The organism is Paenibacillus lutimineralis, from assembly GCF_003991425.1.
Classification (GTDB): domain Bacteria; phylum Bacillota; class Bacilli; order Paenibacillales; family Paenibacillaceae; genus Fontibacillus; species Fontibacillus lutimineralis.
In genome coordinates, this window is sequence record NZ_CP034346.1 from 3512285 (window position 1) to 3532383 (window position 20099).

The window sequence follows — 20099 nt, forward strand, 5'->3', positions numbered from 1 at the left end:
GTTAAACCGGGGTATCCCCTATTAAAATAAGGGATACCCCGGTTTTTTGCGGTACTCGTTTATTATTTGTATCTATGAGGCCTACGCCCACTAGCTCTAGGATAGGCGATGTCCCTCCTCGGAGTCGCCTAGCTGCTGGCGATAATCGCTTGGGGTCATGTTATATTTACGACGGAACACCTGGGAGAAATGTCTCATATCCTGATAGCCGACTCTCTCCGCGACATCAGAAATTTTCAAGCCCGGTTGGCGCAGTAAGTGCCGTGCTTCCTCCATTCGCAGATGGATGATATAGTCCTTAAACCCATGTCCCGTCTTCTGTTTAAACAACTGGCTAAAATAGACCGGATTTAGAAAGACGACAGACGACACTTTCTCAAGAGTAAGTTCCTCCTGATAGTGAGCCCGGATATATTTAAGCGCCAGTTCAATGGCCTCATTGTTATGATTATCATGATCAGGCTCGCTGAATTGATCCATTGCCGCTCTACTCAGAAGCGCTACCTGTCTCGGAATGAGTGAGAAATTGTCCAACTCCTCCGATGCAATGATCTGGAACGGAACGTTCAAACAGCGCTTCAGTTGTGTCTTCAGTTCACCAAGCAGCACAGGCAGCTGGTGTGGTAAATTCGGCGTCACCAAACCTACGAGATGACAGAGCGAAGCGCTGGCCACAACGCCATGGCCGAAATTGTCGATCAACTCCGTTAATACGTTTTCCACGATGAAATGCTCCAGATGTCCGGACCGCTTCTGTTCGATTCGTACCATAACCAGATAGAAATAAGATGGCTCCTCCAGCAGCGTGTTCAAATCGATACCGCCGAGATCCAAACCAGTAATCAGCCGGGTTAGTGCTCCTTCCCGCAGCAAGCGCACATTCTGCCTCAGCAGATGTGACTCCTTGGATCGCATCGTGCTCTGCTCAATTTCTGCGCTAAGCTGCTCCACCATATCGATTAGTGCTTCCTTGCCGATCGGCTTAAGCAAGTAATCCCGAGCGCCGAGGCGTACCGCTTCACGGGCATAGGCGAATTCGGAATAAGCCGAGATGACAACCCATTTGACCTGAGGGTGTCTGCTGCGAGAGAGTTCCATCAGTTCGAGCCCTGTCATGCCAGGCATTCGTACATCCGTCAAGACAAGGTCAATGGACTCGGTTCTGAGCAGCCAAGCCGCTTCATCCGCTTTTGCAGCCAAATGAACCGAATGTTCAGGAAAATGATGAGATAGCGTGCGCTGTATCCCTTCGCGGATAATGCTCTCATCATCAACTACCAAAATGTTCATACCTCTGCTCCTCTCGTTTCGGATTTCGGCATCACAACAATAACTTTGGTTCCTTGCCCTGATTCACTATGTAGAATGAGACCATAGGGCTCGCCGAACATCAGCCTCAATCTTTGATCAACGTTAAAGAGACCTATTCCGCGGCGGCTTGCTGCCAATCTCTCATCCTGCTCCATCGCCTTCATTTGCGGCTCCAACTCGTTCTCGCTTCCACTGCGGCCTGGAAGTAATATGGCTGAGAGTCGCTCCAGTGTTGACGCGTCCATGCCCACCCCATCATCCTTAACGATCAACAGCAGGCGGTCGTCGCACTCTTCGCTATAGACATGTAGCGTACCCGGCTGTGCCATCGGTTCAAGCCCATATTTTACAGCATTCTCAATGATCGGCTGCAGCGTCATTTTCGGAATTATTGAATCCAGATGCTGCGGCGGAACAGAAATATTTACATGCAGTCTCTCACCCAGACGAGTCTCGATGATCGTTAAGTAATTACGCATTTGCTCCAACTCATTGCCAAGCGTGGAACTGGCTCCTTCCTCCCATTCGCTGTTATAGCGGAACATTCGGGATAAGGCCAGGATAACCCGGCCCAAACGGTCATTCTCCCGTTCATCCAGCATCCAATAGATCATATCGAGCGTATTGAATAGGAAATGTGGGTTCACCTGGGTCTGAAGCGCCTGAAGCTGGGCATTCTTCTCGCTAATCGAGGCCAGCTTAATCCGCTCGATCAGTTCGTCGATTCGTCCGACCATCCGGTTGAAGGAAGCGACAAGCACATTAATCTCTTCATAGGAGCCGGCCTTCACTTCCCCGTGGAAGTTACCCATCTCTACCTGCTTCATTTGACGGATCAGTCGCTTGAATGGCAGGGAGAAGGTCCGCGAGATGAAGCCGGCCAGGAATGTAGCGGCGATAATAACGCCAATCACGACAGACATTAGATACTGTCTTGTCTTCTTCAATTCAAGCTGCATATCCGACATCGGTGTCTGACTGATCAATGTCCATTCCGGCTTCTGAATCGGCGCTGCCGTAAGCAGAGAGCCGTTCATTTCTTGAATTCGTATACCGTCGATGCGAGCTGTAGAGGGCCAATCCTGTGGAATGCCCGTCTTCTCTCCGCCCTGGGCAGTACTGATGATCTCCATTCCATGCTCATCACGGATTGCCACAATGCTGTCTGCGCCCAGACTGGCATTGGATAACGCGGAGATAATCGCGGAAGCATCCGTCTCGATCAGCACGATGCCGATTTGCTTAAGCTCGGTCAGCTCGAACAGCTGACGACCAAAGGCGAAGACCGGCTTGTCGAATCCTCCGCTCATCAGCGACTGAGGGTACACCCCCAGCCATTTCATCTCCCCGGAAGACTGACGGAGTATTCGGAACCAGGCCGTCTCTGCATATTCGCGAACCATTCCACCCATAGAGCGTTCGTAACTGTATACCCGGCCGGAATAGGTAACGATATGGATACCCACGATATCATCACGCGAATAGAAGATCGCCCCTAATGTATCGGTAATCCGCTGATCATTATTGACTTGTACCACCGGATTATCTTTATTTCCACGATCCTGCAGGAGGCGAATCAACTCCGTATTGCTGTTCAGAGATTTAGTGACGCTGTCATAGCTTTTTAGCAGCAAATCAAATAACCCTGCGGTCTGGGACATGTTCTTCTCTGCAATGTCACTAACCTTGGTTCGAATTTGCTCGGTCGCCCGTTGATAGTATAAATAAGTCGTAATTAACACTAAAGCTAGCATACCTACTAATAATAGTAGAAATAGACGGTTATGGATTGAACGGAAGCTTCTCATAGTAAACCTATTTTACCCCTTGACTGCTCCGGCGACCATCCCTTTCGTAATCTTCTCTGCAAGCAGGAAGTAGATCAGGATGACAGGCAATGCTCCGAGCACGAGGAAGGCCCCAATTCCCCCATAATTGACTGAATACTGGCTGACGAAGCTGTATACGCCAAAAGGTAGTGTTTTTAACCGTTCAGCCGTAACGAAGGTGGCTGCCAGGATGTATTCGTTCCAAATGTTAATGAAGGTAAGTATGCAGACGGTCATGATCGGCGGAACAGATATTGGAAGAGCGATATTCCAATAAATCCGGAATATGCCCGATCCATCAACAATAGCTGATTCTTCGATCTCATGAGGAATCGACCTCATGAACCCGCTAATGATAAAGACGGCAATCGGAGTCTGGAAAGCCATATAAGGTAAGATTAGCGATAAATGCGTATTCAGAATGCCCAGATGCTTGAAAATGATCATCAGCGGAAGCAAAGTTCCCTGCATAGGGATCATCATCCCAACGAGGAACACCATCAATACCGCATTTGCAAATCTCCAACGGAATCTGGCAATGGCGAATCCAGTCAACGAAGCAAGTACAATAACACAGATCATCGTGACAGAAGTAACGAATAGACTATTCAGCAAATAGCGAAAATACTGCCCGCCTCCGAGCGCATCGCTGTAATTCTGCCATTGCAGACTGGCTGGCAAGGCGAAGAAGCTTCCGGAGAGAATCTCCTCATTCGTCTTCAAGGAATAGATCAGCAACCACAGCAAAGGATAGAGCTGAGTAACGATCAGAATCACGAAGACCACATAGACGATGGAAGTCGTGACTGAGAAGCGTCTGCGTCTATAATTCCGCACAGTTGGTTTCCGCAGAACAGGTGCCGTGTGACTCATCTTATCTCCCCCCCTCTCTTCTATGAATACCGTTTGTCCAGCTTACTGAACAAACCGTTGATTATAATCGTTGCTGCCAGACATAGAATGACCAGGAAAGAAGCGATCGCACTTCCGTATCCATACTTCATGGATAAGAACGACATGTTGTACATCAGGCTGGCGACGACCTCTGTCGCATGAGCCGGACCTCCGCCGGTCATAACCATAATCAGGTCAAAAGATTGCAACGAACCGATAAACGATAGCACCACCGAGATTTTGAAAATCGGCACGATCAGCGGCAGCGTAATGTAACGGTCCGCCTTCAGTCCGCTGGCGCCATCGATTTTGGCAGCTTCGTAAATATCGGACGGAACATTCTGAATACCGGTAAATTGAATCAGAATATGATAGCCAAGGTACTGCCATAAAGCGACGACGATCACGGAATAGATCGCAATCTTCGGTTCGGTCAACCAGGAATGCGTCCAGCTATTAAGCCCTAACGACTCCAAGATCTGATTAAGCATCCCGCCCATCGAGGCCGGATTGTAAATGGTCTTCCACAGTTGTCCAATCACGACAACGGATAGAATGACGGGCAGAAAATAGCTGGAGACGAGAAAGTTAGGCTTCTTAACATAGCGGCTGATTAATATGGCTATAAATAAAGCGATCGGCAGCTGCACGCACATGGATACTCCGGCCAGCAGCATTGTTCTTCCTACGGCAGGCCAGAATATAGAGTCGTTCGTCAGCATTTTCTCGAAATTTTTGAGCCCGATAAACTTAGCCGCGCCGATCCCGTTCCAATCCAGCAAGCCGCTGTAGAAGGATACGAGAATCGGCACGAATACTAACAAGCTGTATATTAATAGACAAGGCAGCACGAACGCAGCGATCTTCCATCCGGACACCTTAAGCACATTCATGATGTTCCCTCCTATCTAGACGTTCATGTAGAGCAAGGAGACCGAAGAGAGAGCATGGGAACTCCAGCTTTCTTCCGGTCTCCTTCCTCAGCATCTGTTATTCTTTATTCTCGTCGTAAGCAGTCTGATGCTCTTTCGCAACTACGCCCGCATCCGTCTTCGATACGAATAGATTCTGAATGCTGCTTAGATGAGCCTGCGCTGTACCTGGATTCATCGTGTTGTCGAAGGCAAGGTCTCCGCCTTTAACATCCTTGAACAGGTTCAGAACTTCCATCGCCATATCGGAATATCCGGCGGCTTTGAAATCACCGTCCACGGTCTGGGCCAGACCGATTGCGCCTTTCAGATTGAACATTTCCTTCGGATAGTTGACCAGGAAGTAGTTCAGGAAGTCGAGAGTCTCCTCCAAATGCTTGCTGTCCTTTGAGACGGCGAACGCGCTGCCTGGAGCGAGCATGAATTCATCAGGATTTCCCTTGCCATTAACGGTCGGGAACTTGAACACACCGACATTCTGATTCTCGTTAGCTGTCGATTCTTCAATCCCCCCCGTAGCCCAGCTGCCCATGAAATACATCGCGGCTTTGCCTGTCTTGAACAAGTTCTCGCCTGCGTTATAGTCGAATGAAGTTGCTCCTTCCTGGAAAGCTCCGGCCTGCACCAGATCTTCAAAGGCATTAACCGCTTCGGTGAACGCCGGATCTTCAAAAGTCTTCTTGCCATCAATCACATCCTGGAGGAAGCCCGGGCCGCCATTCGTGCGGAGCAGAATGTTCATAAACAGGAAGGAACCGGTCCAGGAATCCTTCTCCCCGATCGCCATCGGCTGAATGCCCTTCGCCTTAAGCTGCTTCACCACACCGACCATTTCCTCGAAGGTAGTAGGAACCTTGACTCCGCCTTCTTCGAACATCTTCTTGTTGTAATAGACAATTGCGATATTATTACCGTCCGGAAGCGCATAGAGATTGTTGTCGAAGGTGTAATAATCCAGGATGCCTTCCTGGAATGTTCCCTTCAGTCCATTCTTCTCTACCATCTCGTTGAGCGGTGCAAACAAGCCTGCATCAACAAATGGCTTCATTTGTGCAGCCGGGTTAACGATGGTTATGTCCGGCACTTCCTTGGAAGCTGCCTGAGTCTTCAGCTTCACCTTCTGCTGGTCAGTATTCAGCGAATCCAGCTCGATTTTGACATTTGGATGTTCGGCTTCATAGTTGGCAACAACCGTACGAATCATTTTGTATTTAGGATCGGTCGGGTCCGGATAAATGTTCTGGAAAGTAATCTTGACCTCTTTCTTGCTCGTATCTTCTTTGGTACCGGAGTTCGTCTGACTGTTCGTACTGCCTTCGTTCTTCCTGCCGTTACTGCTAGCGCTTCCATTACTACCGCTGCCGCAAGCAGCTAGGCCCAAAGTCAGTGCACTGGCAAGCAGTGCCATCATCAGTGGCTTGAACTTCATCCCGTAAATCCCCCTTAGCAAATATTTAATTTCTAGCTTCATTATGTTGTAAGCAGGATCATCTCACAATGCGTGATCTTAAGGAGTCATGTTTGTAAAATTAAGATCTTTCCAAAAAAACCGGGTCATCCCGCCTAAGCTGGAGATTCCCCGGTTTTCACATCATCTATTTGAACGGCTTTGAGATGATTACAACCCTAAATCTAAGGGGACCACCGCCTGTTTCACTTCATCGGCCTCCTCCCGATTAATAAGCATAGCGGCCAACAAACCCACGCACAGTATGCAAGCTAGCAGAATAAATGTAATCAGGTAGCTGCCGCTCTTCATGGAATAGAGTGAAATCATCGGACCAAAGCTGGTGCCAGTAAATAAAATGAACGTATAGCCGGATACAGCTATTCCGCGCATCTTCCCTCCCAATTGGCCCACGAGCGAAACAAGTGAAGGTACGGCAATGGCGATGCCTGATACAAAGATGATACTCATGATAACCAACAGCGGCAGATGAGAGATCATCCCCATAGAAGCCAAGCCGATGATTGCCAGCAACAACCCGGCCCGAAGCGTGACGCGTATACCAAGCCGTTTGGATATTCTGCCTGCGAAGGGAGACACAAGCATGCCCAAAATGCCAATCATCCGCACATATAGGATTTCTTGCTTGCTCAGTTCAAAGGGAGCTTGACTTAAATAATTGCCGAGTACCGTATACATGCTTACAAATGACATAAGCAGCACAAATGCCACCAAATAGCACAGCACCAGCTGTTTCTGGACAAATACTTTGCCGATTTGCTTCATAGGTTCCCAGATATTAGCATGAGCTTGCTGGATGCCTCCTTTTGGAAGCAAGAAGAACACCACAACTGCGGTTAATGCGTACACCATTGCAAGGGTATAAAAGACAGCGTTCCATCCGTATTGCTCACTGATCACACTGCTGATCACTTGCCCCACGATTCCTGCTGCCAGGAATCCCGTACTGATAAACCCGATTGTAGTAACCCGTTTTTCCGCAGGATACATTTCTACCGCATAGGCAAGTGAAACCGGGGAGAACGTTGCAGCCGCTGCTCCTTGCAGTCCCCTTAGAACTAAGATCCACACAAATTGATGAACGAATCCAAGCATTAAAGAGATCATCGTCAGAAAAAGCAGTCCCACGAAAATAACGGGTTTCCGTCCGTACTTATCCGATAGAGCGCCATAGATTAAGCACCCGAGGGCAAATCCAATCGAAAAGGTGCTTCCCGCAGCCGCTGCTTGTGTCGCCGGAATACTGAAAAGCTGCGCGAACACGGAAATAAGCGGAATGGTGACATATAAGCTGGACATGACTACGAGTCCGGACCAGCATAGAATGACGGTCATAAGTGAATAGTTTCTTGCTATATTAGTTTGGTTATTCATTGCACACCTCTATTTTAATATAATTAATAAATAGATTTCGCCGGAAATTGCATATCATACAGCGCCTTATATCTTCCCTTTTGCCGCAGCAGTGTCTCATGATTCCCCAGCTCCATGATCTGTCCGTGCTCCAGGACGACGATCTGATCTGCACTTTGAATCGTCGAAAGCCGATGGGCAATAACCAGACAGGTACGCCCTGGCAGAAGTAAGGACAGCGCGCGCTGAATATGCTGTTCCGACTCCGTATCAAGGGCTGCCGTAGCTTCATCCAGAATGAGGATGCGTGGATTGGTCAAGAAGGCTCTAGCAATGGACAGCCTTTGCTTTTGCCCGCCTGAGAGCTTGACCCCCCTTTCCCCAATCGAAGTCTCATACCCTTGCGGAAATGCAGTAATAAATTCATGGGCATTCGCAGCGACTGCTGCCGCCTGAATTTCCTCAGCTGTTGCTTCCGGCTTGCCGTAGGCAATATTTTCACGAATCGTGCCGTTCAATAGGATGACTTCCTGCGACACAATACCCATCTGCTGACGTAGTGACTTCATCGTCACATCCGTTAATGGATGTCCGTCAATATAGATATCGCCTCGCTGAACGTCGTACAGACGGGCAATTAGATAAGCAATCGTTGATTTGCCTGAGCCGGATGAGCCAACAAGAGCCGTCGTCTGATTGCGCCGCAGCCGCAAGTGAAAATTCTCTAGAATAGGTCTTCCCTCTTCATAAGCAAACCCCACATCATCGAACACAATATCCCCTTGAACAGGAGGGAGTACTATCGCGTCTTCCTTATCACAAACCCTTGGGACGACCTCCAGCACTTCTTGAATCCGCTCAAAGGCCGCTGCAGATTGCTGCAGCTTGGTAATTAATCGGCTGAAGGAACGAATTGGTGCTTGCAGCAGGCGCAAGTAGGCCAAGTATGCGATAATCTCACCCACCGTCATACGGTTGTGCATGATCTGCCAGGATCCGAACAGGAGCACCACGGCCATACCTATCAGGTTAAGCCAATTGATAATAGGCGCGAAGATCGCTGACAATCGGGACGCCGATACCGTTGCTGTCCGGTGCTGCTCACTCCATTTCGCGAATTCCACGGCTTCCTTATCCTCACTTGCAAACGACTTGACCATGCGAATGCCTGACAACGTATCTTGAAGCGAATTATTTAATTCCGCGGATATTTGCCGGACTGTTCGATAAGCTCTTTTAATGCGCAGGCTGAAGAATCGTGATGTGACGAATAGAAAAGGCAAAGTAATCAGGGTCAGAAGCGCCAGCTTCCAATCGGTATAAAATAAGTAGCCGACAATCGCCATAAAAGTAATCATGTCCGCGAGGATAGATAGGCTGTCTGCTGAAACCAGCTCTTGCAGTTGATTGACATCGCCCGTCAACCTTGCCATTAGGTCGCCTGTGCGATTTCGGTCGAAAAACGTCAAATCTAAACTTAAGGTATGCTTATACAACTTGTTCCGCAGCTGGAAGATTGCCTTCTGACTGACAAGCGTCATCACGTAACTGCTGCCGAAATTAAACGCCCCTAGCAGCAAGCCCGCCAACACAATAAGTCCTCCCGTTTCCAACAAGGCGTAAAATCTTTTAGCAGGTATAATCCGATCAATAATGTGCTTGGTTAGCTGAGGAATCATAAATTCGAGCACGGAGATGGCGATAACAGAGATCGCGCCGAGCATTAGCAGGCCCCACTGTGACCTGGTGTGCATGAACATCTCCTTTACCATCGTGCGCAGCGTAACCAATTGAGGCGCACGTCCCTTCATTTGAGGCGTAGAACCTTGTGTTTGTCTCATGTTCAATCACGTACTTTCATTTCAAAATCAACATAAATAGTGGATGAAGATAAACTGGATAGTTTTTCATGTAATTAGATTATCTAACTATATGTTCAAAAAAATTATCTTCCTGCCCCTAGCCGATTTTCGATGTTTTTATTTAACTTAGCCAGGACGCTTCTCAACACCTCCTGCTCTTCTTTATTTAATTCTTCTACCATAGATGCGCAGGTCGACCAGAAGGTAGGCAATACTCGTTGCAGCAGCGATCTGCCTTCCGGGCTGATACGAACATGGGTCATGCGGCCGTCCTTGGCATAGGGCTCGCGGATAATCCAATTCCTCTGCTCCAGCCAGATCAGCAATGACGTCACCGAGGAACGGCGTATGCCGAGCCGATCTGCAATCGACGATGGTGTAACCAGCTCTTTATCCGCGTGAAGCGATAATAACACTAGTAGATCCAGTTTGCTCTCTGTTATGTCAAAAGGAGATAGGCCTTCATCCACTAAGTCCAGGACGTTATCCCCCAGCCACAGCATGATCAATCCCAAATGGGCTGCGTTCTGATCCGTCTCGGATGAGGCAGTACGCTCCATAAGCTTCAAATACGGCTCTATTCCCAGTTTAGGCAAATGCTGCTCTGTTGTGTATTCTTTGGCCGGCTTTCTACTCATCTTGCACACCTCCTTGCCCATATAGTTAGATTATCTAATTACATGTAATATAACCTACTTTTTTTATCTTGACAAGTCAGATCAATCGCATTTTCGGATGGTCTTCACTCCGTCAGCCTGGAATCCATCCTCCAGGTCGTTTGGTACATACCTTCCCCGTACGACGAACAGCAGCCCCGGCTTGAAGCCAGAGCTGCTGCCTTACTGTAATATTCTATGTGTGAAAATCAAGCCCAGAGCGGACTTCCTTGACGTAGCCACTGCGGATAACGAAGTCGCCGAAGTGCTCCCCTGTCCGTCTGTCGGCCGCAAAGTGCTTAATGATCGGTGAGAGTGAATCAAGAATTTCCGCTTCGCCGATATTTTCCTGGAACAGCTTGCTTAAGCGGTCACCGGCGAAGCCGCCGCCCAAATACATATTGTATTTGCCAGGCGCTTTGCCGATGAAGGCAATCTCGGCCAATGCCGGTCTGGCACAGCCGTTCGGGCATCCGGTCATGCGGATAACGATATCCTCCTCCGCCAGCCCCACTTCCTGCAGCATCGGCTCGATCTTATCGAGCAAGGAAGGCAGGTAGCGTTCTGATTCGGCCATCGCCAAACCGCAAGTGGGAAAAGCGACACAAGCCATCGAATTTCTGCGCAGGGCTGTGTAATTAGCCCCATCGGATAATCCGTGCTGCTGAATGAGCTCGTTGATTTTTTTCTTCTTGTGGCTCGTTACACTGCCGATCACTAAGTTCTGGTTCGCGGTCAAGCGAAAATCACCCTGATGGATCTTGGCAATCTCCTTAAGACCGGTCTTAAGCAAGTAACCTTCCTCATCCTTAATACGTCCATTCTGAATGAATAATGTATAATGCCATTTGCCATCGCTGCCCTTCACCCAGCCATAACGGTCGCCGTTATGCTCAAAATGGTACGGACGCGCGTCCTCCAACGTCCACCCAAGACGCTTCGTTAGCTCGTCGATGAACCAATCGATACCGCGGTCATCGATCGTGTATTTGAAGCGGGCATGCTTGCGCACCGCACGATCGCCATAATCGCGTTGAATCGTTACCGTCTTCTCCGCCAGATCAACAACCTGCTCCGGACGGCAGAAGCCAATCAACTGCCCCACCTGCGGATAAGTATTAGTATCTCCGTGGGTCATGCCCATGCCTCCGCCAACCGTTACATTGAAGCCCTGCAGCTTGCCATCCTCTACGATCGCGATGAGGCCAAGATCTTGTGAATAGACATCAACATCATTCGAAGGCGGAACAGCGACCCCGATCTTGAATTTCCGTGGCAAATATACCGAGCCATAAATGGGTTCCTGTTCTTGCTCCTTGCTCGGAGTACTCTCCACCTTCTCCCCGTCCAGCCAGATCTCATGGTAGGCAAGCGTTCTTGGCTCAAGATGCTTGCTCAGCTCGCTGGCCCAGGCATAGACCTGCTCATGAATCTCCGACTGATAAGGATTTGGATTGCACATAACGTTCCGGTTTACGTCTCCACAAGCCGCAATCGTCGTCAATAAGGAATCATTGACTTCTTTAATCGTCTGCTTCAAATTCCATTTCAATAGTCCATGCAACTGGAAGGATTGCCGCGTCGTTAAGCGGATCGTGCCATTTCCGTAGCGATCGGACAAGGAATCCATCATCAGCCATTGGTCCGATGTGACAACACCGCCCGCGGCGCGGACGCGAAGCATAAATTGATACGCGGGTTCCAGCTTCTGCTTATTGCGCTCATTGCGCAGGTCACGGTCATCCTGCATATAGCTGCCGTGAAACTTCATTAATCGATTATCGTCCTCTGGGATGGACGCGGTAATGCGATCCTCCAGCGTCTCCTGCAGATTGCCGCGCAGATAATTACTGCTGCGCTTAATATCCTCCACATCACTATGCGGCGCACTGTTCGGCGATAGTAAGTTATTGTCTGACATCCGCCATTCTCCTTTCACAAGCCTTAGAGGTAGTCAATTATGCCTCTCTTAATACACATCTCTTAAGTAACGCTTCTCCTGCTGCATTCCGGCCAAATATTGTGCAGCTTGCTCTGAATTCAAGGCTCCCTCACGTTCAATGATTTGAAGCAGAGTCGTCTGAACGTCATGGGCCATTCTTTTCTCGTCCCCACAGACGTATACGACGGCTCCTTCTTCCAGCCAAGCGAACAGCTCACGGCTGTGCTCCAGCATACGATGCTGCACGTACACCTTCTCGGCTGTATCCCGAGAGAAGGCTACATCCATCCTGGTGAGGACTCCGTCCTTCAACCAGCGCTGCCATTCAATTTGATAGAGGAAATCGGTTATGAAATGCTGATCCCCATAGAAAAGCCATGATTTGCCAGTTGCTCCCGCCTCCTCCCGTTCTCCAAGGAACGCTCTGAACGGAGCTACGCCGGTGCCTGGACCGATCATAATAATCGGCGTATCCGGATTGTCCGGAAGTCGGAACTGATCATTCTGCTGAATATATACCGGTAGGTGCTCGCCTACCTCTGCGCGCTGTGCCAGCTGTGTTGAGCAAACGCCATATCTTTCCCTGCCATAGCTCTCATAGTTCACCGTACGTACGGTAATATGAACCTCCTCCGGATATGCCGTTGGACTGCTGGAGATCGAATACTGGCGGGGGGGTATTTTTCGTAAAATAGATGTAATTTCCTGTGCCGTATGTCCCTTAAGCGAGAAATCTTGTATCAGATCCAGCAAGTCGCGCCTGTTCAGATACGATTTCAGCTCCGCCTCATGCCCTACCTGTATTAGCTGTTGCAGTTGAGCGTGCCCTGTTAAGGCCGCGGCTTGGGTTAACAATGGCTTGGTTAACACCGTAATTTCATAATGGGTCAACAGAGCATCGCGAAGCGACTTCTGCTCGCCGTTCTTGTTGAACGTCACTAGTTGCTCACCTGACCAGCCCATCGCTTCCAGAATATCCTGAACGAGCTGTGGATGATTCTCTGGGTAAATAGCCAAGCAATCGCCTGGTTGATACTGCAAACCTGAGCCTTCCAACGATAACTCAATATGCCGTGTCTCGCGTTCTGATCCGCGTCCGTTGAGGTTTAGATTTTCGAGGATTTCCGCCTTAAAAGGGTTCGTACGAGAGTATGCAGAGGAATCTCCGTCGGCTAGACCTCCCGTAACCTGAGACGAGTTGACCTGAATAGTACCCGCTGCTACCGCATGCCCCACATTTAGCGCAGCCAGAACTTGATTCGTCCACTCCGTCGCTGTCTCATCATAGTCGACATCGCAATCCGCACGTTCGACGATTCGCTTGCCGCCAAGCTCCTCTAGTCTTTGATCGAAATCCTTTCCTGTCTGACAGAAAAATTCATAGGACGTATCGCCAAGCGCCAATACAGAAAACTCCAACCCCTCCAGCTTCGGAGCTCGTTTGCTGTGCAGGAACTCGTAGAATGAGATCGCCGCATCCGGCGGCTCGCCTTCCCCATGCGTGCTGACGAGAAGCACTAGTCTCTCGATCTTCTTCAACTGGTTCGGCTTCAAATCTCCCATCGAGACCGTCGTCACCTTGAGGCCTTCTCCCTCCAGTCTACGTGACAGTTGCTGTGCCAGCCCTTTTGCATTGCCGGTCTGACTGCCGTATAACACCGTCACTTCTTTGGATACTGGTGCCCCTAGCTGCACTGCTGAAGAAAGCTCGCTTGCCGCAGGTATCGCAGAATCCGCCGTACTCACAGTCACTGTCTGACCAGCTGCCGTTGAAGCTATTGGAGCCGCTTCACCCGCGGCAGTTCCCAACAGCGCCGTGAGATAACCGCTCAGCCACAACCGCTGTGAATCGTTCAGGCCCGGTAATAAGCGATTTAGTAGGTCAACCTGTTCTTCATTAAAAGGACTATTCGTAACTTGTAAGACCAATAACTTCACCCCATCCAACGTACATACTTTAGGAAGTTGTTCAAAAAGTCCGCTTTTGATAAGAAAACCGATCTTTTTGAACACACATTTTAAATACCAAGTATTTAGATATGAATTATATAAACTGAAATTAACATAGCATGGATACGAGGTCAATTAGAATGATCTTATGGTATTTATCAATAATATTGATAAAGCGAGTCGAAACCCTCTCTTATATAATCTCATACTCAGAAGATTGCGTTATAATAGAGATCGGGCCTTTAAATGGGCGAGGTATACAATTGCACTTAAGGCAAGCAAGTTTAAGGAGGAATAAGCAGTGGATAACTTCAATCAATTATTAGAAAAATACGCTGAACTGGTAGTAAGAGTAGGCGTTAATATTCAGCCGGGTCAGCTTCTGATCGTACAAGCCCCGATAGAGACGGTAGATTTGACGCGTCTAATCGTCGGCAAAGCCTATGAAGCCGGAGCTAAGCTAGTTCAGGTGGAATGGATCGACGAGATGATCTCGCGGATTAGATATGAGAAAGCGCCGGAGGATTCGTTCAGCTTCTATCCCAAGTGGGAAGCCGACAAGATGGAGCAATTTGCGGAAGCGGGCGGTGCGCTACTATACATTAAAGTTCCTGACCCTGAACTGCTTCGTGGCGTAGATAGCTTGCGGGTGTCTACCGCGGTGAAAGCAGCGGCCATTGCTCGTGAGAAATTCAACACCTACACTCACAACAATATCATCAGTTGGTCGCTGATCAAAGCTCCTACGCTCGCCTGGGCCAATAAAGTATTCGCTGATCTTCCGCAAGACAATCGCATCGATGCGATGTGGGAAGCAGTCTTCGCCATGAACCGGGTCGGCGGTGATGATCCTGTGCTGGCTTGGCAGGAGCATATCAAACAGCTCAAAGAGCGCCAGGAGTTCATGAACAACAAGCGCTACCGCAGCCTGCATTACCGTGCTCCGGGCACTGATCTACGTGTACAGCTGCCTGAAGGCTATCAATGGCTTGGCGGCGGTGACTTGAATGCTTCTGGTACGTATTTTGTCGCCAATATGCCAACCGAGGAGATCTATACGATGCCGCATCGTGCAGGCGTTGACGGTACAGTGCGTAGCACGCTTCCACTCAATTTGAACGGTCAACTGATCGAAGGGATCGAGCTTACATTTGAGAACGGAAAAGTGACCCGCTTCGATGCCAAATCCGGCCGTGAGCATCTGGCCAAACTGCTGGAGACCGACGAAGGTGCCACCCATCTTGGTGAAGTCGCGCTCGTTCCGCATGATTCTCCGATCTCGCGGATGAACCGGGTTTTCTATAACACCGGAGTCGATGAGAATGCGTCCTGCCACTTCGCGCTTGGCAGCGCCTATCCGGTCAATATTGAGGGAGGAACCAAGCTGAGCAAGGAACAGTTGCTAGAACGGGGGGCTAACGTAAGCCTGACTCATGTTGACTTCATGGTTGGTTGCGCAGAGCTGGACATTGATGGCGAGCTTCCTGACGGCACGATTGAACCGGTATTCCGCAAAGGGAACTGGGCGTAAGCATCTTTCGCTTCCATATAGAATTCGTTCTTACTAAAACAGTTCTCACCACAAAATTATGGTGAGAACTGTTTAATCAGAGATCGAATATAACCCTCCTGTGAAAGTCCCGATTTTTTCGCGCTCGCTTGGAGTCATGTGTTTCATCATTGTTCACCCATACCTGAATGCGAATCGCTCGTCTTCTCATCAAGTTCACTTCCCTCTTCAGAGGAAATAGCGAATGAAACGCTAAATAGTTACTGGCGTTTCTGAAAGATACCGATCTTTGTTGAAACCTATATTCTTGATAAAACAGCGTGTTGTTGAGGTAGGGGTATTAAGGGCTTGCCCCTAACAAATCGAATTTAAGAGACCAAATTCAGTGCTTGCTGCAACACGAGACATTCGTCTCGCGTCGCCCTGAAAGGCACCTGCCGGGAAAAAGAGGGGGGGCTACGGGCAAATAAAAAGACGCCGTGCGAACAGCGTCTTCGTGGAACCATCATTTGGTTATGTAGCCACAGCACCTATCTCAATTATCCTTTGACGACCATCGCGGCATGCATCCAGGCTCACCATCGCTAGACAGAATTAACGAACTACATATCAACACCCCTAACTCCTCACCACGGAATCTCACCATGTGCATTGAAAAACTTGCCCGTTGGACCATCATTCGAAAGGGTGGCAAGCTTCACTACAATATCTGCGGCTTCACTCGCTGTACGCTGGCCTCTCCCTTGATTCAAATCTGTTGAGGCAAACCCTGGGCATGCTGCATTTACCTTGACGTTCGTATTCTTAAACTCATGAGCCAAATGAACCGTGAGTTGATTTAATGCTGTTTTGGAGACGTTATACGCCAGTGGCTTATGCGCATAATGAAGAAAACGCGGATTGCTGTTCAACGTGAGCGACCCCATCGCACTGGATACATTGACAATGCGTCCTGCAGGGGATTCCAGCATTAAGGGCAATACAGCCTGGGTTACAGCCATTGCACCAAAGAAATTGGTGTCAAGCGTCTCTCTCATATCTGTCATATTCAATTCTAAGAACTGGTGTCGGTGCGGATCGGTCGAAGCGACAGCCGCATTGTTAATCAGTACATCCAGCTTTCCATACTGTTCCTTAATCCTTTTCCATACTTGATTGATCATGACAGATTGGGTCACATCCAATTGGATAAACAGAGCCCTCAATCCCTCTTGCTGCAAGCGATATTCTGCTTCTCTTCCACGTTCTTCGTCTCGTGCCCCCACCAATACCATATATCCCAATTGCCCTAATTGCCTGGCTGTTTGGAAACCAATTCCCTTATTCGCTCCTGTAATCAGCGCTACCTTCAGATTGATAGACATCCCATGTCCCTTCCTAACTATATTCACCCATATGATCTATCCGTGTTCCGTTTCGTTCATAGTATACTCCAATATGGATTTTGTCGTCATGTCCAATACAGTGGACGAGAGTGGATGTAAGGGACTGCAAACCTAGCGACTGATTCCCAAATCAATCTCACAGAAATCACTGGAGATGCTAAAATGAATCTACATATTATGTCTAACGTAAAGCAACACTTATGCCAATCCTATGATGATAAATCCAATCAATGCGAAGACCACTCTGTAAACTTCCCTTCGATTACGACGTTCTCACGCGAAGCAAGTATCCTCATTAAAGTAGAGCAATCTCAATCATCATCATCAACAAAGAAAATGTCAGGAAATAAAGAGAGAGACGAAAGTTATTTGAAGCCCATCTCGCTTCATTTTTTGTAATCAACCCATGTAAGCATGAGATCAACCATATCATTAACAGCGCACCAGAAACGATCAGATATCCTACACCAACGTAATGATGATCAAATAACAAATAATTAACGAAAAACAAGCTTACAACATAAGGTAGCATCTGTATTTTTGTGCGATATATACCTTTTATAACGGGAAGTAATGGATAACCTGCCGCCTGATAATCTTCTTTTTTTAAAATCCCAAGTGACCAAAAGTGTGGTGGTTGCCATAAAAAAAGAAACAAAAATAAAAGCCATGCGCCGAGTTCCAACTTATTTGAAAAACTGCAGTAGCCGATCATTGGCGGCATAGATCCAGAAATACCTCCGATTGAAGTACTCCAGGTTGATGTCGGTTTTAGCCAAGCCGTGTAGATCACTACGTAAACAAATAGGCCAATGAAACCCAAAACTGCGCTTAGTGGATTGACAAGGATATACAAAGCGGTCAGTCCAACGAACCCTGCTACAATCCCAACGATCAATACGTTCCGAGGCTTCAACCGCCCGCTCGGTAACGGACGAACACGAGTCCTTTCCATTTTTAAGTCTCGTGCACGATCCAAAAAGTTATTTAACATCGAAGCAGTTGCAACAACTAACGTTGTTCCAAACAGCATGAATATCAAAGTTAAGTCGCCAAATTTCCATCTTGAAGCAAGACAGTAACCAGCAAATGCACAAAATAAATTAGAAACCAAAATTCCTGGTTTTATAACAGAAATCCAATCTCTCCAAGGGTGTATATCTATTAACGACTGTCCTGAAGCTCCACTGTTGTTCTGCACTTTGTTCCACCTCATATCTTCCAGAAGAGAATGATTTTTGGAGGAGGTATCTGGATTCGAACCAGAAGTCAGGGTTTTGCAGACCCTTGCCTTACCTTTTGGCTATACCTCCATAGTAGAAGATAAAGTGATTATCTTTGATAATTAAATCTTAGTCGCTTCCTTTCATAGGATCAATTCTAATTATAGGATGATAACGATTAGTTTTTCCTATGATAATGAGTGTTTCTCAATCACAAATGATTGTGCAGACTGAAACTTCAGCAGTAGAAAAGGCTGAAATTTCAGTCTATATGTCTTTTTTCAAGTCTTGTTACGAATCATTCAAGGCCTACAATGCGGAGTTGGTCATCAGGTCGATTCAATCTGTATTTCGCGACAGTGTATTCTGTTTGCTTGACTCCCACATTGCTTTTGCAAAGTCGATTTGAGCCCCGTTCGCGCATATCTTACGGGCAGGATAGTTCCAAAGGTGTGGTATAATAATTGAATCAAAAAATGAAAGGAAACAACGTTTATGAAGAATTTTATTATCATTGGCGCGAGCAAAGGATTAGGTGATGCCTTTGTCAAAAGTTTGCCAGAAATTGGTGATAATGTATGGATAGTTTCTAGGAGTTGTCCTACTAGTTTGAACCTTAACGATGGAGTCAATAAATATTGGATAGAAGCTGATTTATCGAAATCTGATGCATACAATTTGATTGCGAATGCGATAAATGAACACATCATAGACGTATTAATATATAATGCAGGGATATGGGAGAGCAACGGATTTAGAGAAGACTATGATTTTGAAAAAGATGACCCAGATGAAATTTCAAGAATTATAAATGTGAATGTAATTTCCGCAATTACATGTATACAAAAGATTATACCGAATTTAAAAAAGTCGGCTAACGCAAAAATCGTTTTAATTGGTTCTACGGCAGGTCTTGAGAATAATGATTTTACACAAGTTTCATTTGTAGCGTCTAAGTTTGCTTTGCGCGGTATTGCCAATTCCATAAGGGAACATGTAAAAAAGTTTGGAATTGGTGTAACTTGTATAAACCCAGGTGAAATTGCTACCCAAATTCCTTTGGATGATGGAATCGAAAAAGTCCTGTCAGCCTACAATTATACACAAATCCCCCTTCAAGATATCGTTTCATTAGTTAAATGCGTCATAAGTCTTTCCAAAGCTTCTTGTGTAAAAGAAATAAATATTCCAACAATGTTTGATACAAGTGCATAGTTAACTATGTCTAATTAAGCTAACGGGTAACGTTAGTTCAACAAATTAGCTTTTACCACTACTGATCCAAAAAATGAAGCAGCGGCGGACCAAGACTTGATTAATAAAGTCTTAGACTGCCGCTGTTATCATTCAAAACGTGCCCGTTAGCACAATAAGAACTCACAAAGTTATTCACCGCTTACAACAGCCTCTGCTTCTATCTCCACTAAAAGTCTTGGGTCAATAAGTGCTCTAACTTCAACCATTGTGGCAACAGGTTGAATATCTTTGAAAAACTCTCCATGAGCTTTCCCAATCTCTTCCCATTTGGATATGTCAGTTACAAACATTCTTGTTCTCACAACATCTGTTAAATTCGCTCCAACTTGATGAAGTGCTTCTTCTATAGTTTTTAAAATGGTTTTCGTTTGTTCGTAGGCACTTCCTGCTCCAATAACTTCACCATCTTTCATAGCAGTTGTACCTGCTACTTCAACACGATGCCCTACACGAATGGCTCTGCAATATCCAACAACTGGCTCCCAGGGGGACCCAGTAAAAACTCTTGTTCTTTCGGTCATTTTAGA

Annotated in this window: 15 protein-coding genes and 1 tRNA gene; 2 read left to right on the forward strand and 14 right to left on the reverse strand. The window is 47.4% G+C overall.

The window, feature by feature from the left end; all coding sequences use genetic code 11:
* Positions 1 to 96: 96 nt before the first annotated feature.
* The 10 genes from EI981_RS15445 to EI981_RS15490 form a co-directional block, all read right to left on the reverse strand.
* Complete coding sequence (locus EI981_RS15445; protein ID WP_126999595.1) at positions 97 to 1290, reverse strand: response regulator; 1194 nt, start codon at positions 1288 to 1290, stop codon at positions 97 to 99.
* Positions 1287 to 3119 carry a sensor histidine kinase gene (locus EI981_RS15450; protein ID WP_126999597.1) on the reverse strand — a complete coding sequence of 611 codons (1833 nt, stop codon included), beginning with the start codon at positions 3117 to 3119 and terminating at the stop codon, positions 1287 to 1289. Before EI981_RS15450 ends, EI981_RS15445 begins: the two co-directional genes overlap by 4 nt.
* A gap of 12 nt (positions 3120 to 3131) precedes the next feature.
* Positions 3132 to 4013 carry a carbohydrate ABC transporter permease gene (locus EI981_RS15455; RefSeq protein WP_126999599.1) on the reverse strand — a complete coding sequence of 294 codons (882 nt, stop codon included), beginning with the start codon at positions 4011 to 4013 and terminating at the stop codon, positions 3132 to 3134.
* A 20-nt stretch (positions 4014 to 4033) separates the two neighbouring features.
* Positions 4034 to 4927, reverse strand: a complete 894-nt coding sequence (locus EI981_RS15460) for a carbohydrate ABC transporter permease (protein WP_126999601.1) — start codon at positions 4925 to 4927, stop codon at positions 4034 to 4036.
* 97 nt (positions 4928 to 5024) lie between these two features.
* Positions 5025 to 6395, reverse strand: a complete 1371-nt coding sequence (locus tag EI981_RS15465) for an extracellular solute-binding protein (RefSeq protein WP_126999603.1) — start codon at positions 6393 to 6395, stop codon at positions 5025 to 5027.
* 189 nt (positions 6396 to 6584) lie between these two features.
* Complete coding sequence (locus EI981_RS15470) at positions 6585 to 7808, reverse strand: MFS transporter (protein ID WP_227011449.1); 1224 nt, start codon at positions 7806 to 7808, stop codon at positions 6585 to 6587.
* A 23-nt stretch (positions 7809 to 7831) separates the two neighbouring features.
* Positions 7832 to 9628, reverse strand: coding sequence for an ABC transporter ATP-binding protein (locus EI981_RS15475; RefSeq protein ID WP_126999605.1), 1797 nt, complete (start codon positions 9626 to 9628; stop codon positions 7832 to 7834).
* Between the two features lie 104 nt (positions 9629 to 9732).
* A complete protein-coding gene (locus EI981_RS15480) occupies positions 9733 to 10287 on the reverse strand; it encodes a MarR family winged helix-turn-helix transcriptional regulator (RefSeq protein ID WP_126999607.1) in 555 nt (184 codons plus the stop codon).
* Positions 10288 to 10501: 214 nt separating this feature from the next.
* Entirely contained in the window at positions 10502 to 12226 is a 1725-nt protein-coding gene (gene cysI / locus EI981_RS15485) for an assimilatory sulfite reductase (NADPH) hemoprotein subunit (protein WP_126999609.1), read from the reverse strand.
* A 48-nt stretch (positions 12227 to 12274) separates the two neighbouring features.
* The gene (locus tag EI981_RS15490) at positions 12275 to 14176 is read right to left on the reverse strand and encodes an assimilatory sulfite reductase (NADPH) flavoprotein subunit (protein ID WP_126999611.1); all 1902 of its coding nucleotides are present in this window, start codon (positions 14174 to 14176) and stop codon (positions 12275 to 12277) included.
* 322 nt (positions 14177 to 14498) lie between these two features.
* On the opposite strand from EI981_RS15490, the gene EI981_RS15495 reads away from it, so the two are divergent.
* On the forward strand, positions 14499 to 15728 hold the full coding sequence (locus tag EI981_RS15495) for an aminopeptidase (RefSeq protein ID WP_126999613.1): 1230 nt from the start codon (positions 14499 to 14501) through the stop codon (positions 15726 to 15728).
* A 605-nt stretch (positions 15729 to 16333) separates the two neighbouring features.
* Here the strand turns inward: EI981_RS15495 and EI981_RS15500 are convergent.
* The 3 genes from EI981_RS15500 to EI981_RS15510 form a co-directional block, all read right to left on the reverse strand.
* Positions 16334 to 17071 carry an SDR family oxidoreductase gene (locus tag EI981_RS15500; RefSeq protein WP_126999615.1) on the reverse strand — a complete coding sequence of 246 codons (738 nt, stop codon included), beginning with the start codon at positions 17069 to 17071 and terminating at the stop codon, positions 16334 to 16336.
* A 316-nt stretch (positions 17072 to 17387) separates the two neighbouring features.
* Positions 17388 to 18293, reverse strand: coding sequence for a heme o synthase (gene cyoE, locus EI981_RS15505; RefSeq protein ID WP_227011450.1), 906 nt, complete (start codon positions 18291 to 18293; stop codon positions 17388 to 17390).
* Positions 18294 to 18331: 38 nt separating this feature from the next.
* A tRNA-Cys gene (locus EI981_RS15510) sits at positions 18332 to 18405 on the reverse strand.
* A 405-nt stretch (positions 18406 to 18810) separates the two neighbouring features.
* Here EI981_RS15510 and EI981_RS15515 point away from each other — a divergent pair.
* The gene (locus tag EI981_RS15515; RefSeq protein ID WP_126999619.1) at positions 18811 to 19530 is read left to right on the forward strand and encodes an SDR family NAD(P)-dependent oxidoreductase; all 720 of its coding nucleotides are present in this window, start codon (positions 18811 to 18813) and stop codon (positions 19528 to 19530) included.
* A 170-nt stretch (positions 19531 to 19700) separates the two neighbouring features.
* Here EI981_RS15515 and EI981_RS15520 read toward each other — a convergent pair whose 3' ends face one another.
* Positions 19701 to 20093 carry a RidA family protein gene (locus EI981_RS15520; RefSeq protein ID WP_126999621.1) on the reverse strand — a complete coding sequence of 131 codons (393 nt, stop codon included), beginning with the start codon at positions 20091 to 20093 and terminating at the stop codon, positions 19701 to 19703.
* Positions 20094 to 20099: the final 6 nt, after the last annotated feature.

What these genes read in the sequence shown, in the direction of transcription:
- EI981_RS15480 (WP_126999607.1), bottom strand. Translation starts at nt 10,287, where the DNA reads ATGAGTAGAAAGCCGGCCAAAGAATACACAACAGAGCAGCATTTGCCT.
- EI981_RS15470 (WP_227011449.1), bottom strand. Translation starts at nt 7,808, where the DNA reads ATGAATAACCAAACTAATATAGCAAGAAACTATTCACTTATGACCGTC.
- EI981_RS15515 (WP_126999619.1), top strand. Translation starts at nt 18,811, where the DNA reads ATGAAGAATTTTATTATCATTGGCGCGAGCAAAGGATTAGGTGATGCC.
- EI981_RS15520 (WP_126999621.1), bottom strand. Translation starts at nt 20,093, where the DNA reads ATGACCGAAAGAACAAGAGTTTTTACTGGGTCCCCCTGGGAGCCAGTT.
- EI981_RS15460 (WP_126999601.1), bottom strand. Translation starts at nt 4,927, where the DNA reads ATGAATGTGCTTAAGGTGTCCGGATGGAAGATCGCTGCGTTCGTGCTG.
- EI981_RS15455 (WP_126999599.1), bottom strand. Translation starts at nt 4,013, where the DNA reads ATGAGTCACACGGCACCTGTTCTGCGGAAACCAACTGTGCGGAATTAT.
- EI981_RS15445 (WP_126999595.1), bottom strand. Translation starts at nt 1,290, where the DNA reads ATGAACATTTTGGTAGTTGATGATGAGAGCATTATCCGCGAAGGGATA.
- EI981_RS15475 (WP_126999605.1), bottom strand. Translation starts at nt 9,628, where the DNA reads ATGAGACAAACACAAGGTTCTACGCCTCAAATGAAGGGACGTGCGCCT.
- EI981_RS15465 (WP_126999603.1), bottom strand. Translation starts at nt 6,395, where the DNA reads ATGAAGTTCAAGCCACTGATGATGGCACTGCTTGCCAGTGCACTGACT.
- cysI (WP_126999609.1), bottom strand. Translation starts at nt 12,226, where the DNA reads ATGTCAGACAATAACTTACTATCGCCGAACAGTGCGCCGCATAGTGAT.
- EI981_RS15450 (WP_126999597.1), bottom strand. Translation starts at nt 3,119, where the DNA reads ATGAGAAGCTTCCGTTCAATCCATAACCGTCTATTTCTACTATTATTA.
- EI981_RS15500 (WP_126999615.1), bottom strand. Translation starts at nt 17,071, where the DNA reads ATGTCTATCAATCTGAAGGTAGCGCTGATTACAGGAGCGAATAAGGGA.